The sequence below is a fragment of the Loktanella salsilacus genome, assembly GCF_900114485.1.
GTDB lineage: Bacteria > Pseudomonadota > Alphaproteobacteria > Rhodobacterales > Rhodobacteraceae > Loktanella > Loktanella salsilacus.
This window is the reverse complement of the sequence record NZ_FOTF01000035.1, coordinates 1-13,146: the sequence shown is the minus strand read 5'-3', so window position 1 is coordinate 13,146 and position 13,146 is coordinate 1. Positions and strand designations below refer to the sequence as shown.

The window sequence follows — 13,146 nt, the reverse complement described above, 5'->3', positions numbered from 1 at the left end:
CCAATCCCGGAGCAGAAGAGGCGGAGATTTGATCCGCGTCCATTCCATCGCGGCTTCAGTCCGAACTTCTCAATTCACTGGCCCGCCTTTAAGTCTGCCCAAGTCCTTGTAATAGTGAGACAACCGTGATCGACACTTCCCGTTTTTTATCTGATCTTCATCATCTCCGCAGCTTCGGCGCGCAGGGCACCGGCGTGGTCCGTCCGGCCTATTCCGCGCCCGACCTTGCTGCGCGCGACTGGCTGGCAGGACGAATGGCTGAGGCTGGATTGGCAGTGCATTTTGATGCCATGGGCAATCTCTTTGGCTTAGCCCAGTCGCCGTCCCTTTTGCTTGGATCACATTCGGATACGCAGCCGACCGGCGGTTGGCTCGACGGAGCGCTGGGGGTGATTGCGGCGCTCGAGATTGCGCGGGCGTCGCATATGGCGGGCGGGCCTGCCATCTCAGTCGTATCCTTTCAGGACGAAGAAGGTCGTTTTGGCGGAACTACCGGGTCAGCCGTGTGGTCGGGCCTGCTGCCTTTGGCCGAGGCGGATGTTGTAAGGGACGCCGGCGGTGTGTCGCTGTCTGAGGCGCGGTGTCTGTTGGGGGACCGTGTTGGCAGTGACGTTGACCCTGCGCAGTTCACTGGATTTATCGAATTGCATATCGAGCAAGGACCGACGCTGGACGCTGCCGGCGAACAGATCGGCGTGGTCACCGATATTGTGGGCTACCGCGAAATGATGGTGACGCTGACGGGGCAGCAGAACCATGCGGGCACAACCCCAATGGCGCTGCGGCGGGATGCATTTCAGGGACTATCCGCCTTTAATGCGCGTCTGAACGACCGGTTGCGCAATGTCGTCACGCCGCAATCAGTTTGGACCATTGGCCATGTGGCGGTTGCCCCCAATGCCTCTTCAATTGTGCCGGGCCAGGTTCGGTTTTCCATGCAATTGCGCGACGGGGATAAGGACCGACTGGGGCGGATGCAGGCAATAATAGAGGAGACGCTGAATGAGGTTGCCACCGAGATGAATCTCGGGGTCGAACTTGAACCAAGTTTGGCTCTGGACCCAACCCCTATGGACGCCACTTTGCGCGCAAGACTGGAGGCCGGGGCCGAGGTGGTCGCGCCAGGTCGCTGGCGTCGGATGCCCTCAGGCGCGCTACATGACGCGACCAATGTGGCCCGCCTGATGCCGGTGGCGATGCTTTTTGTGCCGTCGATCGGTGGGATCAGCCATGCGTTCGAAGAAGACACCAATGAAGCTGATCTTGTTGTCGGTCTGCGCGTTTTGGCTGAAGCTGTTGGGGTTAAGGAATAGATTGCCGCGAAGCTTGAAGGCTTGAGTTTGCGTCATGATTTCGATCGGGATGCATGACCTGTCAGCGTTTATGAGTAACCGCGGCCCGATCCGCGAAGATCAGATTCAGACCTTGGCGATAGAATGGTGGCTCAAAGAGTATGGCGAGGATTGCGTTTAGGCCTGGGTCAATCGCAACAAAGAGGCCTATCGCATCCGTGCCGTGATCGTCCACGGCTGATGGACGAGTGGCATATGGACGACGTCGTGATCTTCGTGGCCCCTTGACTGCGGACGTAGAGGCGAGGAATTGACCGCAGCGACATCATATGGATAAGTCTTGAGATGACACATCACCCTATCCTGTGGACCTTTCGGCGTTGCCCATATGCAATAAGGGCCCGACTTGCGTTGGCGAGCGCTGGCTGCAAAATCGAGTTGCGTGAAATTTGCTTAAAGGACAAACCGCAAGCATTCTTGCAGACATCCGCATCTGGTACGGTGCCCGCTCTTCGCTTGAAAGAACAGGTGCTGGATGAAAGTTTGGACATCATGGTCTGGGCGCTCGAAAAAAACGACCCGATGAAACTTTTGGATATGCCCCAGGAGGGCTGGTGTCTGATCTCGGCAAATGACGGACCGTTCAAGGCCGCGCTGGATCATACAAAGTATTCTTCGTGTTACCCAGATTTGGATGAATTGGCCGAGTGTGAAACGGCCGCCAGTTACTTGCGTCACCTCGATAAAAAATTAGTAGGACATTCCCACTTATTTGGAGACCGTCCCACTATAGCTGATCTAGCGTTGCTGCCGTTTGTACGTCAGTTTGCCTACATTGATAGGGCGTGGTTCGACGGACAACCATGGCCAAGATTAATTGCATGGCTGGATCGGTTCTTGGCAAGCGAACTCTTCATGCAAGTTATGAATAAGTATCCACCGTGGGCTGCAGAGGACGCACCGACCTGGTTCAACACCTAAAGGAGCACTTTGAACGGCATGAAGCGTTACGGGTTTCCCGGACTGTTGTGATCGCCATCATCTGATGATGCGTCGATCATATCGACATCTGCGACAATCTCTGGTTTCGCTGGCTGCTCTGCATCCGGGGCAACAGACGCTTTTTTGACAATTGCCATCTGCCATATGGCGGTGAACGCTGAGAGGCTGGGGCTTGGAACTGACACCCGGTGCCCCGACTTGCTGTGCACACTGAGGCCGCCGTCGGCAAAACGGATCATTGCAAGCCGATTGTGCGCTTTGTTGCGCCTGACTTTAACCAAGCGCCCTCCGAACTTCCGTGCAGTGCGACATAGCCGTGCGATCCAGCTTTTTGGTGCTATCAGTCGTCTTCCCCCATCACGTCCCGGACTAGGTGATCGAGATTCGAAACCTGAATCCGCAACGCGTCCTGACCCGCGATCACCGTATCCAGGCGCTGGAATAAAAGTTTTATCAGGTTCTCCTCCTCGCCATTGACTGGCTTCTCCAGAAGGTTGAGCAGCGGCTGAAGGCTGCCGATTGCCTTTTCCATCCGGTCCAGTTGGGCTTGTGCCAGTTCCTCGGGCGTCGAGAGCGTCAGCATGGTGGGTGTCGTGTCGGTCATGGTAAATATCCATTGTGGGGTTGAGAAGATGAGCACGCAGAATAAAGCGCAGCGCAAGTATGGGACGGGCGCAGACCAGATGCGCAGCAAAGGCCATGCGGGCCTCGATCGCACTGACATTCCAAGCTGGGCCCAGTTTGTTGAGAAAGATCGGCTTTTGGTCTATGGTGGCGAAGGTGGCCTTGGCCTTCTTCCCCGGGATTTTCGCGATCCCATACCCCGCCCCGATCCGGCCCAAAGCGATGTTCAGCGCCCACAGAGTGGTCGGCTGATCCTCGGTGAATACCCGGATTAGATCGGTGTTGAGGCGGTGCCGCCTTGCCTTTTCGACGGTGGTCTCCTGCGTGGTGCCGAGTGGCGAACGACGCTGTTTCGCGGTTGGCGTATGTGTCACGCGCCGCAGGATGACCGGTGGCTGAAACGTCGGGACTACCGCCGGATCGAAATATGCGGGCAACGGCAAACCGTAAGCCATCGCCTGACGACGATGAGAGGTCTGTGTCGCGGCAACGCTGAGGTCGACCACGATCCGTCGTCCGGCAAAGGTTCGGTCAAGGAACAGCATATGAAAGTGGGCTTTACCGGTCTCGGCATGCCTTGCAAGAATGTACGGGACTGTATCCGGATCGACACCCCGGTCTGTGACCACTGCCCGCATCAGGTCTACGGCATCTGCGTCGGACATGTCGCATCCTGCCGGCAGATGGAGGGTCGCAAGGTAACAACCATCGCCCGGACGCATCAGCTTCTTCAGCGTTTTGTACACGCTATCTGCCGATCCGAATGCGATCGTGCCGTCCAAGATTAAAGGCTTGTCCTCAAACGGGTATCTGACGATCCTCTTCTTGAGATCGTTTGTCCGGGTAATGTGGGCATACATCAATGCTTCTCCCTCAACCGGACTGGCAGCCTGCGCAATTCAGTTGAAAACCTGTGTAGAGCGGTCGTCAGTTCTTCGGATGACGCCTCGTCCGCCAGAGCTTTCCGGGTCAGCATGTTCATCTGCCTGTTCATCTCGCCGATCGCGGCAGATGTTTCCTGATCGACAGCGGATTGATATGCAGCGACGCAAAGTAGAAGGAAATCGGGTGTGCTCTTGCAATTGTTTCGCTTCGCGAACGCGTCCAACTCATTTATCGTTTTAGCCGAACGGTTAATTGTGATCGTCCGCCGCTTCTGGGGCTGATCTTCCCTATATATTTTTTGATCTGGCAATTTTAAACTCCACTTCGTCTATCGAAGATTTGGTGCTGAGGCCTTAAGGTTTCAAGAACATTTTTATATTTATCCACAGAGTCTTCTATTTTGACGCGTATTCGAAGCATTTTATGTGAAATACAAAATCAATTCCATTCGTAGCGTCTATCTATTTAGGGGGATTGCGTTTGGAACTGAAGGCGTGAACGGTCGCTCTTGCCTGTGAGGGCGAGATGGATTCTGAATTGGGGATTGCGTTCACGGAGTCCCCATCCTTATGCAGATTTTCTATCCGCCTTCGACGACGTTCCCGATCCGCGCGCCAGTAACGCCCGCCACGACCTTGGGGAACTGCTTGTCATCGCTTTTGTATCGGTCCTGTGCGGGTCAGTCTCGTGCGCCGAAATGGCCGCCTTTGGTCGCGCAAAAGAGCGCCTTTTCTAAGACTTCCTGAGGTTGAAGCAAGCCATCGGCTATGTTGCACAAATCCAGCGGGGATTTATGTCGTGAATCCAGTGTGGTAGCTGACCCGCATGAGCAAACCGACATAACCTACCTATAAGACGACGAACTGGGCTGATTACAATGCGGCGCTGAAGCGACGCGGATCACTGACGATCTGGTTCGATCCCGAGATAAACTGGGATGCCGAACCCTCCGGCAAGAGGGGCAGGTCGCGGACATTCAGTGACGCTGCCATCCAGGCGTGCCTGACCAGGAAAGTGCTTTTCGGGATGGCGCTTCGCCAGATGACAGGCTTTGTGGAAAGCCTACTGCGGCTCACGGGGCTGGACTGAGTTGTGCCTGACTTCAGCACCATTTGCCGCCGCCAAAGGACGCTTGCGGTGATCATTCCGTATCGCGCGCGAAGGGCCCACTGCACCTGCTTATCGACAGCACAGGGATCAAGGTAGAAGGGGAAGGTGAGTGGAACGCCCGCAAACATGGTGGCTCGAAACGACGCGTCTGGCGCAAGATCCACATCGGTATCGACGAGCAAACGCTGGAAATCAGAGCAGTTGAGATCTCGGGCAGCACCACCGGGGACGCACCGATGTTGCCTCACCTACTTAAACAGATTCCGCGCAATCAGCAGATCGGTAGCGTGACTGCGGATGGCGCATACGACGCGCGCCGATCGGGGAGCGTCTGCGGTCATCCCACCACGCAGAAATGCTCAGCCATGGAAGCCAACTACCGCCGGTGCCATCGCTAGGAATGATGCGCTCCGCGCTTCGAAGTATCTGTGGCGGAACTGGAGCGGATACCACCGCCGGAACCGCGTCGAGACAAAGATGCATTGCATGAAATTGCTGGGCCAGTGGTTGATGGCGCGCGACTTTGACCGCCAAGTCGCTGAGGTTCAGGTGCGCGTTGCGATCCTGAACGGTTACACCGCCCTCGGCATCCCTGTCACGAAAGCCGTGGGATAAATCCGTCTGGGGAAAGGGGAGAGCTGTTCGTCATCTGAATTACGCAACAGGGTCCGGTGACGTCAGAAGTTATTCGCTTCTAAACAGGGCTTTCACTAATTTTTCCTGATGGCCATCACTTCAATCCGGAAGCCACGAAGAGAGGAAGATCACCGACTTGCTGCTGTTGAAGCTTGCCGCATCTTTAAGGTGCAAAAGGCAGTAATGCAGGTAGGCACCGTTATCTGGATTGCGGAGCGGGATTGCTGCTGAGGCACTTGCCTGTCCATCGGGCCTCTATATTACGAATGCGGCCTGCTAATCATGCTTGCTCTTCCCGCCCCCACAAGGGCTCCGGAAACCTGTCCCCTGTGGATAAATTTGCCAGGCATATCGTCTAATAGTTGGTCTGTTTTGACCGCAGATGATGTGCCTTGGTCCGCGTTCAACTTTGTGAGGGGGCTGTTTGTTTAGACCATTCGCCAAGATATTTTACCCGGCAATCCGCACGTGTTGGAATTGGCCACGGCTGGTGTAAAATAAACCGCACTTAAGTTGGGCGCGTCTCTGACAGATAAAGTTTTACGATGGTTAGCCATGCGCCCCATTCCGCTTTTGCGATGTTTCCCTCGGCTTATGAGCCGATCAGCTTTTTATGAATGACAACTGCAGAACGGAACAACTCTAGTCTTAGTGACGGAATGTTGTTTGAGGTAATCACACAATCTGGTTTTCGCTATTATCAAAGAACCTAGAGAGCATCGAGTGATGGATGTTGTCACACGCAAAAGTAGATATTGGCATGGTGCACCGCGTACAGAAACGCGCACTCGTGATCCGGACGCCAAAAGCCGTCGTCCCGTGTATTAGGGTTTCACTTGTGGCGGTGTTGATTTTCGGGTCGAATTGACCCATTTTTTCATTTCGCGTGGACCACTCTGGCTTATGATAACCTCATGGAAAATTGAAGGAATTAATGACAGGTTGTGGGTCGCGAAGTTTCGGAAAACTGGGTCAATTTCTCGCACAATTCAACAGCTATTATGTCAGTTCGTCGGCACGCTGCGCTGTTCTGGGCGACCGGCGACCGGCACCATGAGGTGAACATAGGGCGTGCCAGTCCACATCACGTATGGGCCGTCCGTCTCGATAACTGTCGGCAGACCTGCAAATGCGGCTGGATCGGGTGTGATGACCATCATGTGCGGCCCTTCGACGACCCATTCATTATCGGTAGCCGGTTGGATGGCTGCGGGGTCGATGTTGCTGGCACCGCCATCTGGCCCGTCGCCCGCCAGCATGTAGGCAATGGCCACACGCTCAGCCTTAAACGGCTTGCCGCCCATCCACGCCGCCATCCAGCGCCGCCATTCGGCATCCATGCACATCGGTCCCGCAAGCCCATTTGGTGCGGGAAAGCAGGTGTAGTCGCTTGTTCCTTCGCGCAGGATATTGCCTTCCAGATCGGAAACGGTCGCCGTTGCAAGAATACCTGCCGGAGCCGCGCTGAGGGCTTCGGCAGTCATCGCAGTGGCTTCGGGAGATGATTGGGCGGCGGCAGCAGTAGCCAGTGCTGTGCAAGCAATAGCCATGCCCGCTACGCTGCGCAAATTTCTTATCATGCAGGAAGCAGAGCTGGCCTCATCAGGGCCATGAGCGCGGCGAGTTAAAATCATGTGAGAAAGCATATCGAAGCTCCTTTCAAGAGAGGTTCGCCTATCCTCGTCGGATGACGAAACTCCCCTGAGGGTGAGGCCGCGGGCCTTGGTCCGATAGTCCAAAAACTGGACCGGTTGGGCCTGCGGTGGTGCGGCGTCAGTGCACCAACTTCGATTGTGCCGCGAATGGGCTGAGACCAAGCCACGTCTGCATTGTTCGGGCAATCGCCGGATCGCCGTCGAGCTGGATTTTATCACTTACGTCCGAGACACTGTTCAGTCCCATCCAGATCGCGGTCATCGTGCGCAGGTCGGTCGTCACCCAAAGATCGACGTCGAAACCCGGATCGGTGGAGCAGATGTCGACCTCTGCCTCCGAGTCCACAACGAGCCACCAGTTGCGTCGGGCTTCGACCAGCTCAGGATACCTGAAATTGACCACAATCCGGCGCGCAGGCATTGGCGAAGGATCGAGATTACGGCGCATGTCCCACATAAGCAGTGAGGGGTCCAAATTCTTCAGCGTGGCCTGCGTCTCTATCCACTTTTGCCCCCAAATTCCGAAGGCCTCGACAACAGTTTGCAGGTCTCGACCAGCTTCTGTGAGACGGTATTCCTGCACGGCTGGTTCGTCGGCGGCAGGCGTGCGGATGACGACACCGGCGGCCTCAAGCTCTTTTAACCGCTGCGACAGCAGGCTTGGCGACATGCGTGGCACGCCACGCCGCAGGTCGTTGAATCGGGTCGAACCGGCCACCATTTCGCGCACCAGAACCATCGTCCAGCGCGTGCAGAGCATCTCGGCCGCCATCGCGACCGGACAGAATTGTCCGTAACTCCCAAGGGTCATTGTACTAATCCTTCGCGGCAATTTCGTCTTTGCCTGACGGTATCTTATCACATTCGGCCCCGATTCCTGCAGATAAAGGCCCGGTCCAGTTTTAGGACTGGCCGGGTTGCGAGTTAGGGCGCAGCCTTCGGGTATACCGAAACTCAAATGGAGCAACCGCAATGGGCCAGATCCTAAAGACACTGAACGGTGATACCGGCGATGTCCCGAATGCCAAACTGACGAAACTTAAGGCGTCACTTCGTGGCAGTCTGATCGACAAAAACGATACCGGCTACGACGATGCCCGGGCGCTGTGGAACGGCATGATTGATCGACACCCCGGCCTGATTGTCTGTGCGCTGAATACCAACGACATCCAGCTTGCCGTGAACTTTGCGCGTGAAAACAACCTTTTGCTGGCCGTTAAAAGTGGCGGGCACCAGATCGCGGGGCATGCAGTGGCCGACGGCGCCCTTTTGCTGAACCTCTCGCAGATGAAAGGCGTCCACGTGGATGTCGATAAGGCGACTGCAACAGTTGGGCCGGGCTGCATTTTGTCCGATGTGGATCAAGAAACTCAACTTTATGGCCTTGCAGTGCCACTGGGCATCAATTCCACTACGGGCGTTGCCGGTCTGACGCTTGGCGGCGGTTTCGGCTGGATTACGGGCAAGCATGGCCTGACTATCGACAACCTGCTGTCTGCCGAAGTTGTATGTGCCGACGGTGATGTGCGCATTGCAAGCGCCACGCAAAACGCCGATCTGTTCTGGGCCATTCGTGGCGGTGGCGGTAATTTCGGCGTCATCACATCATTCGAATTTGCGCTGCATCCGGTCGGCCCGGAGGTGCTGTCCGGTCTGATCGTGCATCCTTTGTCCGACGCACGCAGTCTGTTGCAAAGCTACCGCGATATCTGCGCTCGCGCGCCCGACGAACTGACCATATGGGCCGTCATGCGGCAGGCACCGCCACTGCCCTTTATCCCTGAGGACTGGCACAGCAAGGAGGTTCTGATCTTCGCCGCCTGTTATGCGGGTGATATGAAAGAGGGGGAAAAGGCGCTGGAGGAGCTGCGTGATCTTGGCACGCCGATTGCCGATGTTATCTGCCCGCATCCCTACGCGGGGTGGCAGCAGGCCTTCGATCCGCTTCTGACGCCCGGCGCACGTAATTATTGGAAAAGTAATGACTTTCTGAAGCTCAACGATGAGGTAGTTGATAGCGCTCTCGCCGCCGTCGCAGCACTTCCTGACCCACAATCCGAGATTTTCATCGCTCATTTGGGTGGAGCCATGACCCGTGTCGACCCCGCAGCGACCCCCTTTCCTCAGCGCAAGCGGCACTTCGTGATGAACGTCCATACGCGGTGGTCGGAGGCTGCAAAGGACAAATGCTGTATTGGCTGGGCCCGGGACCTGTTTAACTGCACGGCACAGCACGCGGCCGGTAGTGTCTATGTCAACTTCATGCCATCAGACGACGATGGCCGGATGTCGGAAGCTTACGGCTCCAACATCGACAAGCTGCGCAGGATCAAGGCCAGATATGACCCGAGCAACCTGTTCCGCCTGAACCACAATATTGATGTCTCAGAAGGCGTGAGATTGACGTCCTGACGCCTTCGTTCAAGTCGATTGCGGCACATGCGCTGGTGGTGTCATTCGGAGCGCGATACCGGTTTTGCTTCGAAAATGGAGCGCAGATTCGGTATCGGGGGCTGCAATTTGGTCGCTGATACTTGCGCAGTATCAGAAAAGGGGACATTCGGCATGCTGGGGCGGACGGCAGAAAATTTCGCACAGCCGACCTCGACCTCCAGCCTCGGTACAGATCCTCTGCGCGGGCGCGTCGAAGGGCTGCTTCGAGCCCAAAGCGGGCCCATTGACGATGGAGCAGCGGGACCAATCACGTTAGATCAACTAACTAAGATAGAAGAGAAAGCCCCGCATTAGGCGGGGCCATCTGATTTTCTTGCTCTTGATTTTTAACTGCTAGCGAAGGTGGAGCCACGATGGACGCTTGACATTTTCATTGGAAGTTCTTGTGTGGCTTGACTGCGAATTTCATCGATGCGTGCTTGGGCAGCCTCTCCCGCTGCTGCGTCCGAATACTTCGATACCACAAGGAAACTTACATCGCCCGTTCTTACCATATCGACGCTCTCGGCCCCTAATCCTTTGATCATTGGCACATACTTGTCGCGAGCAATAGCTTCCATTTCATCGGTCCAGTCGGTCGTATCCCAATGTGAGACAGAATAGTAAGACATCAATCAATCCTCCCATTTCAGAAGTACCCTTTTTGGAAACTTCAGATGTCCAGTGTCGCACAGATCCATTTTTTCCCCTAGGTAAACCTCCGCGCTCATGCAAGGGTCAGCTTCGTCCCGCTCTGCCGACCTTCACCCTTCGAAAATGCTGCGCCATGGATAAATGGCCGGTTTGGTGAAGCTGCACAGCAGCGCTCGGCCGTGAAGCGAACGGCAGGTGAGGGCCGGCACGCGCCATTCACATACTGTTCCGTCTAAATTGCCGCAATCTACCTGGCTTAGGTTCAATTTCAGACTTTAATCTTTTCGATGTCCTTCAAAACCGCATGCACGGCGAGGCCCGTCTCGGTCAGACCGTAAGTGACCTTTGGCGGTATGGAGTTCTCTTGTTCGCGCCAAACCAGCCCATCGGCTTCCAACTCGCGCAAGCGGGTTGTCAGCACCTTGGGGGAGATACCGGTGATCCTGCGGCGCAACACGCCGAAGCGACAAGCCTGCTGTTCGCCCAGCACGTAGATCACATGGGTTTTCCATTGGCCCCATAGCTTGCGCAGCAGCGTATCGGCCGCGCAGGGGATTTCAGGTTCGCCCCCGTCAGAGGAAACGAACGTTTTTTCTTGGGTGGTTTCCATTTGGTAACGACTTTCACTTGGTAAGTTTTACCTTACAAAAGCCTCCAACCGATAGACACAATACACCAAGGGGCCCTGCGCGCCTTTTGGCATCGAAAGGAGAGCATCATGTCTCAAGGCACATCCCCGGCCATTCCCGGCCTGCACCACGTTACCGCGATCTCCGGCCCGCCCCAGGGCAACCTCGACTTCTGGGTGCGCATTCTCGGCCAGCGTCTGGTCAAGCGCACCGTGAACTTTGACGATCCCGGCACCTATCACCTCTACTATGGGGACCAGAATGCGGCGCCTGGGTCGATTATGACGTTCTTTCCTTTCGTGGATGCGGGCCCGGGCCGTGCGGGGGCCGGCATGGCGTCGGCGGTGGCCTATGCGATCCCCGATCTGGATCTGCGCATGGGAGACTTGGCAGAGGCTGCCATCGACTTCGAAGGGCCCTTTGAGCGCTTCGGCGAACCCGCGATAGCTATGCGGGACCCCGACGGCCTGCGGGTCGAACTGATCGAAGGCGGGGCGCGGGATGGGGGGGTCATAGCGTCACCCTCTGGCTCGAGGATGTCACTTCCACCGCCGCCGTGCTCGAAGCGATGGGATATGAGCGCGAAGCCGAGGAAGCCACCGCGACCGGCGGGACGGGCGGGACGGAAACCCGCATCCGGTATCTCTCGACCGATCCCGAGCGTGGCTCGGCAGTTGACCTGATGACCTCGGATGCCCGCTCCATCGGGCGCTCAGGTGCCGGCACCATTCACCACGTTGCGTTCCGGGCACGTGACCGAGAGGAGCAACTGGAATGGCGCGCGCGGCTCTCGGCCGTCGGACAGCAAGTCACCCCGGTCATCGACCGGCAGTATTTCGATGCAATCTACTTCCGCACCCCCGGCGGGGTGCTGTTTGAGATTGCCACCGATACACCGGGATTTGCCGTGGACGAAGATCCGGCACATTTGGGCGAGGCGCTGAAGCTGCCCGAGAAATACGAGGCACATCGTAACCGTATCGAGCAGGTGCTGCCGCAGATCCGGGTGCCGTCGTGAGCGGTTTGGCGGCGACGACCCGCGGCACCGGTCCGCACGCGGGGCAACGGCTGGTCATTGCTGGCGCACCGCTGGAGCGCGCGCGCCTTGTGTTGGTGATGATCCACGGCCGGGGCGGCGCGCCCGAGGATATGATCGGCCTTGCCGACCACCTCTCGCTGCCTGACCTCGCCGTTCTTGCACCGCAGGCGGCCGGGCACTCATGGTGGCCGGACAGTTTTCTGGCACCGCTGGAGGCCAATGAACCGGGGCTCAGCAGCGGGTTGAGCGTCATCTCGACCCTGCTTGAGGACGTGTCGGAACAGGGCTTTGATCCGGAGCGGGTGGGTCTTGTGGGTTTCTCGCAAGGGGCTTGTCTTGCGGTGGAAGCGGCTGCGCGGCTTGCCCGTCCGTTCCGCGCGGTGGTCGCGCTCTCTGGCGGGCTGGTCGGCACGGGCGATGCGGACGGCGCACCGCGCGCCGATCTCTACCACCGCCCCGCCAAGACTTTTGCCTATGAGGGGCGGCTCCCAGATGTGCCGGTGCTGCTGGGCTGCCATGAGCGAGACCCCCACATCCCGCTGGCGCGGGTGTATGAAAGCGCTGAAATCATGCGGGGAATGGGTGCCAAGGTCGATACGCTGATCATTCCCGGCGCCGGACATAGTGTCGTCGAGCAAGAGGCCACGTGGCTGCGCGGGCAACTGAACATCGAGGGTTGAGGAGAGTTTCTATGGAAACTGACATCGAAATCACCCGCGAAGAGGGCGAAAGCAAGGGTCGCTACGTGGCAGTGGTCGAGGGCCATGAGGCCGAGACGACCTACTCCCGTCTCGGCGCAAGCACGATCATCATCGACCACACCGGCATGCCGGATGCCCCCTCTGTCAGGGTTGTTGTCCGCTGCTCTACTTTTCTCTAATTTTCAGGTGGGCGGGATAGGACAATGACGTGGGATACTCACCAGAACGAAAATCGGCTGTTCTGAAGCGGATGCTGCCGCCGAATAACTTGGCCATTCGGCAGCTTTCGCAGGATGAAGGGATTTCCGAGGCTACACTGCACAAGTGGCGGGCTGATGCGCGCAGCAAGGGGCAGCTTCTGCCTGACGCTGACGCTGGCCCTGAGGGTTGGTCTTCGCGCGACAAGTTCGCGGCGGTGTTGGAAACGGCAGCACTGAACGAAACTGATTTGGCCGAATACTGCCGCAAGCGCGGACTCTATCCGAC

Annotated in this window: 13 protein-coding genes and 2 pseudogenes; 10 read left to right on the top strand and 5 right to left on the bottom strand. The window is 57.1% G+C overall.

What is annotated here, in order from left to right; genetic code table 11:
* Positions 1-125: 125 nt before the first annotated feature.
* Both BM131_RS18340 and BM131_RS18335 read left to right on the top strand, forming a co-directional pair.
* Complete coding sequence (locus BM131_RS18340) at positions 126-1,313, top strand: hydantoinase/carbamoylase family amidase (protein WP_090191782.1); 1,188 nt, start codon at positions 126-128, stop codon at positions 1,311-1,313.
* 324 nt (positions 1,314-1,637) lie between these two features.
* Positions 1,638-2,273, top strand: a complete 636-nt coding sequence (locus tag BM131_RS18335) for a glutathione S-transferase (protein WP_090191781.1) — start codon at positions 1,638-1,640, stop codon at positions 2,271-2,273.
* A 26-nt stretch (positions 2,274-2,299) separates the two neighbouring features.
* Here BM131_RS18335 and BM131_RS20080 read toward each other — a convergent pair whose 3' ends face one another.
* Complete coding sequence (locus BM131_RS20080; RefSeq protein WP_139222707.1) at positions 2,300-3,778, bottom strand: hypothetical protein; 1,479 nt, start codon at positions 3,776-3,778, stop codon at positions 2,300-2,302.
* A 569-nt stretch (positions 3,779-4,347) separates the two neighbouring features.
* On the opposite strand from BM131_RS20080, the pseudogene BM131_RS18315 reads away from it, so the two are divergent.
* Positions 4,348-4,527: pseudogene (locus BM131_RS18315) on the top strand (transposase family protein); the annotation flags it as partial.
* Between the two features lie 161 nt (positions 4,528-4,688).
* Positions 4,689-5,528, top strand: a pseudogene (locus tag BM131_RS18310) (IS5 family transposase).
* 1,025 nt (positions 5,529-6,553) lie between these two features.
* Here BM131_RS18310 and BM131_RS18305 read toward each other — a convergent pair.
* Together BM131_RS18305 and BM131_RS18300 are read right to left on the bottom strand one after the other, a co-directional pair.
* Positions 6,554-7,033, bottom strand: coding sequence for a hypothetical protein (locus tag BM131_RS18305; RefSeq protein ID WP_217646895.1), 480 nt, complete (start codon positions 7,031-7,033; stop codon positions 6,554-6,556).
* A 289-nt stretch (positions 7,034-7,322) separates the two neighbouring features.
* On the bottom strand, positions 7,323-8,015 hold the full coding sequence (locus tag BM131_RS18300) for a winged helix-turn-helix transcriptional regulator (protein WP_090191772.1): 693 nt from the start codon (positions 8,013-8,015) through the stop codon (positions 7,323-7,325).
* A gap of 161 nt (positions 8,016-8,176) precedes the next feature.
* On the opposite strand from BM131_RS18300, the gene BM131_RS18295 reads away from it, so the two are divergent.
* Positions 8,177-9,616 carry an FAD-binding oxidoreductase gene (locus BM131_RS18295; RefSeq protein ID WP_090191771.1) on the top strand — a complete coding sequence of 480 codons (1,440 nt, stop codon included), beginning with the start codon at positions 8,177-8,179 and terminating at the stop codon, positions 9,614-9,616.
* Positions 9,617-9,984: 368 nt separating this feature from the next.
* Here the strand turns inward: BM131_RS18295 and BM131_RS18290 are convergent, their stop codons facing one another.
* Positions 9,985-10,269, bottom strand: coding sequence for a hypothetical protein (locus BM131_RS18290; RefSeq protein WP_090191769.1), 285 nt, complete (start codon positions 10,267-10,269; stop codon positions 9,985-9,987).
* 290 nt (positions 10,270-10,559) lie between these two features.
* Positions 10,560-10,901 (bottom strand): winged helix-turn-helix transcriptional regulator, encoded by a 342-nt coding sequence (locus BM131_RS18285; RefSeq protein ID WP_090191768.1) that lies wholly within the window; start codon positions 10,899-10,901, stop codon positions 10,560-10,562.
* 108 nt (positions 10,902-11,009) lie between these two features.
* Here BM131_RS18285 and BM131_RS20345 point away from each other — a divergent pair, with 108 nt between their 5' ends.
* The 5 genes from BM131_RS20345 to BM131_RS18265 form a co-directional block, all read left to right on the top strand.
* Positions 11,010-11,603, top strand: coding sequence for a VOC family protein (locus BM131_RS20345; protein ID WP_175499471.1), 594 nt, complete (start codon positions 11,010-11,012; stop codon positions 11,601-11,603).
* The gene (locus BM131_RS20575; protein ID WP_281245357.1) at positions 11,603-11,938 is read left to right on the top strand and encodes a VOC family protein; all 336 of its coding nucleotides are present in this window, start codon (positions 11,603-11,605) and stop codon (positions 11,936-11,938) included. The genes BM131_RS20345 and BM131_RS20575 overlap by 1 nt, the downstream gene beginning before the upstream one ends.
* The gene (locus BM131_RS18275; protein ID WP_217646894.1) at positions 11,935-12,639 is read left to right on the top strand and encodes an alpha/beta hydrolase; all 705 of its coding nucleotides are present in this window, start codon (positions 11,935-11,937) and stop codon (positions 12,637-12,639) included. Before BM131_RS20575 ends, BM131_RS18275 begins: the two co-directional genes overlap by 4 nt.
* An 11-nt stretch (positions 12,640-12,650) precedes the next feature.
* Positions 12,651-12,839 carry a hypothetical protein gene (locus tag BM131_RS18270; protein ID WP_175499468.1) on the top strand — a complete coding sequence of 63 codons (189 nt, stop codon included), beginning with the start codon at positions 12,651-12,653 and terminating at the stop codon, positions 12,837-12,839.
* Between the two features lie 29 nt (positions 12,840-12,868).
* Positions 12,869-13,146 (top strand): transposase (locus tag BM131_RS18265; protein WP_217646839.1); only part of this gene is annotated, 278 nt, incomplete at its 3' end.

Bases quoted from the DNA above. Each gene is read 5' to 3' on its own strand.
- BM131_RS18335 (WP_090191781.1), top strand. From the start codon at position 1,638: ATGACACATCACCCTATCCTGTGGACCTTTCGGCGTTGCCCATATGCA.
- BM131_RS20080 (WP_139222707.1), bottom strand. From the start codon at position 3,778: ATGTATGCCCACATTACCCGGACAAACGATCTCAAGAAGAGGATCGTC.
- BM131_RS18305 (WP_217646895.1), bottom strand. From the start codon at position 7,033: ATGACTGCCGAAGCCCTCAGCGCGGCTCCGGCAGGTATTCTTGCAACG.
- BM131_RS18300 (WP_090191772.1), bottom strand. From the start codon at position 8,015: ATGACCCTTGGGAGTTACGGACAATTCTGTCCGGTCGCGATGGCGGCC.
- BM131_RS18295 (WP_090191771.1), top strand. From the start codon at position 8,177: ATGGGCCAGATCCTAAAGACACTGAACGGTGATACCGGCGATGTCCCG.
- BM131_RS18290 (WP_090191769.1), bottom strand. From the start codon at position 10,269: ATGTCTTACTATTCTGTCTCACATTGGGATACGACCGACTGGACCGAT.
- BM131_RS18285 (WP_090191768.1), bottom strand. From the start codon at position 10,901: ATGGAAACCACCCAAGAAAAAACGTTCGTTTCCTCTGACGGGGGCGAA.
- BM131_RS20345 (WP_175499471.1), top strand. From the start codon at position 11,010: ATGTCTCAAGGCACATCCCCGGCCATTCCCGGCCTGCACCACGTTACC.
- BM131_RS20575 (WP_281245357.1), top strand. From the start codon at position 11,603: ATGACCTCGGATGCCCGCTCCATCGGGCGCTCAGGTGCCGGCACCATT.
- BM131_RS18270 (WP_175499468.1), top strand. From the start codon at position 12,651: ATGGAAACTGACATCGAAATCACCCGCGAAGAGGGCGAAAGCAAGGGT.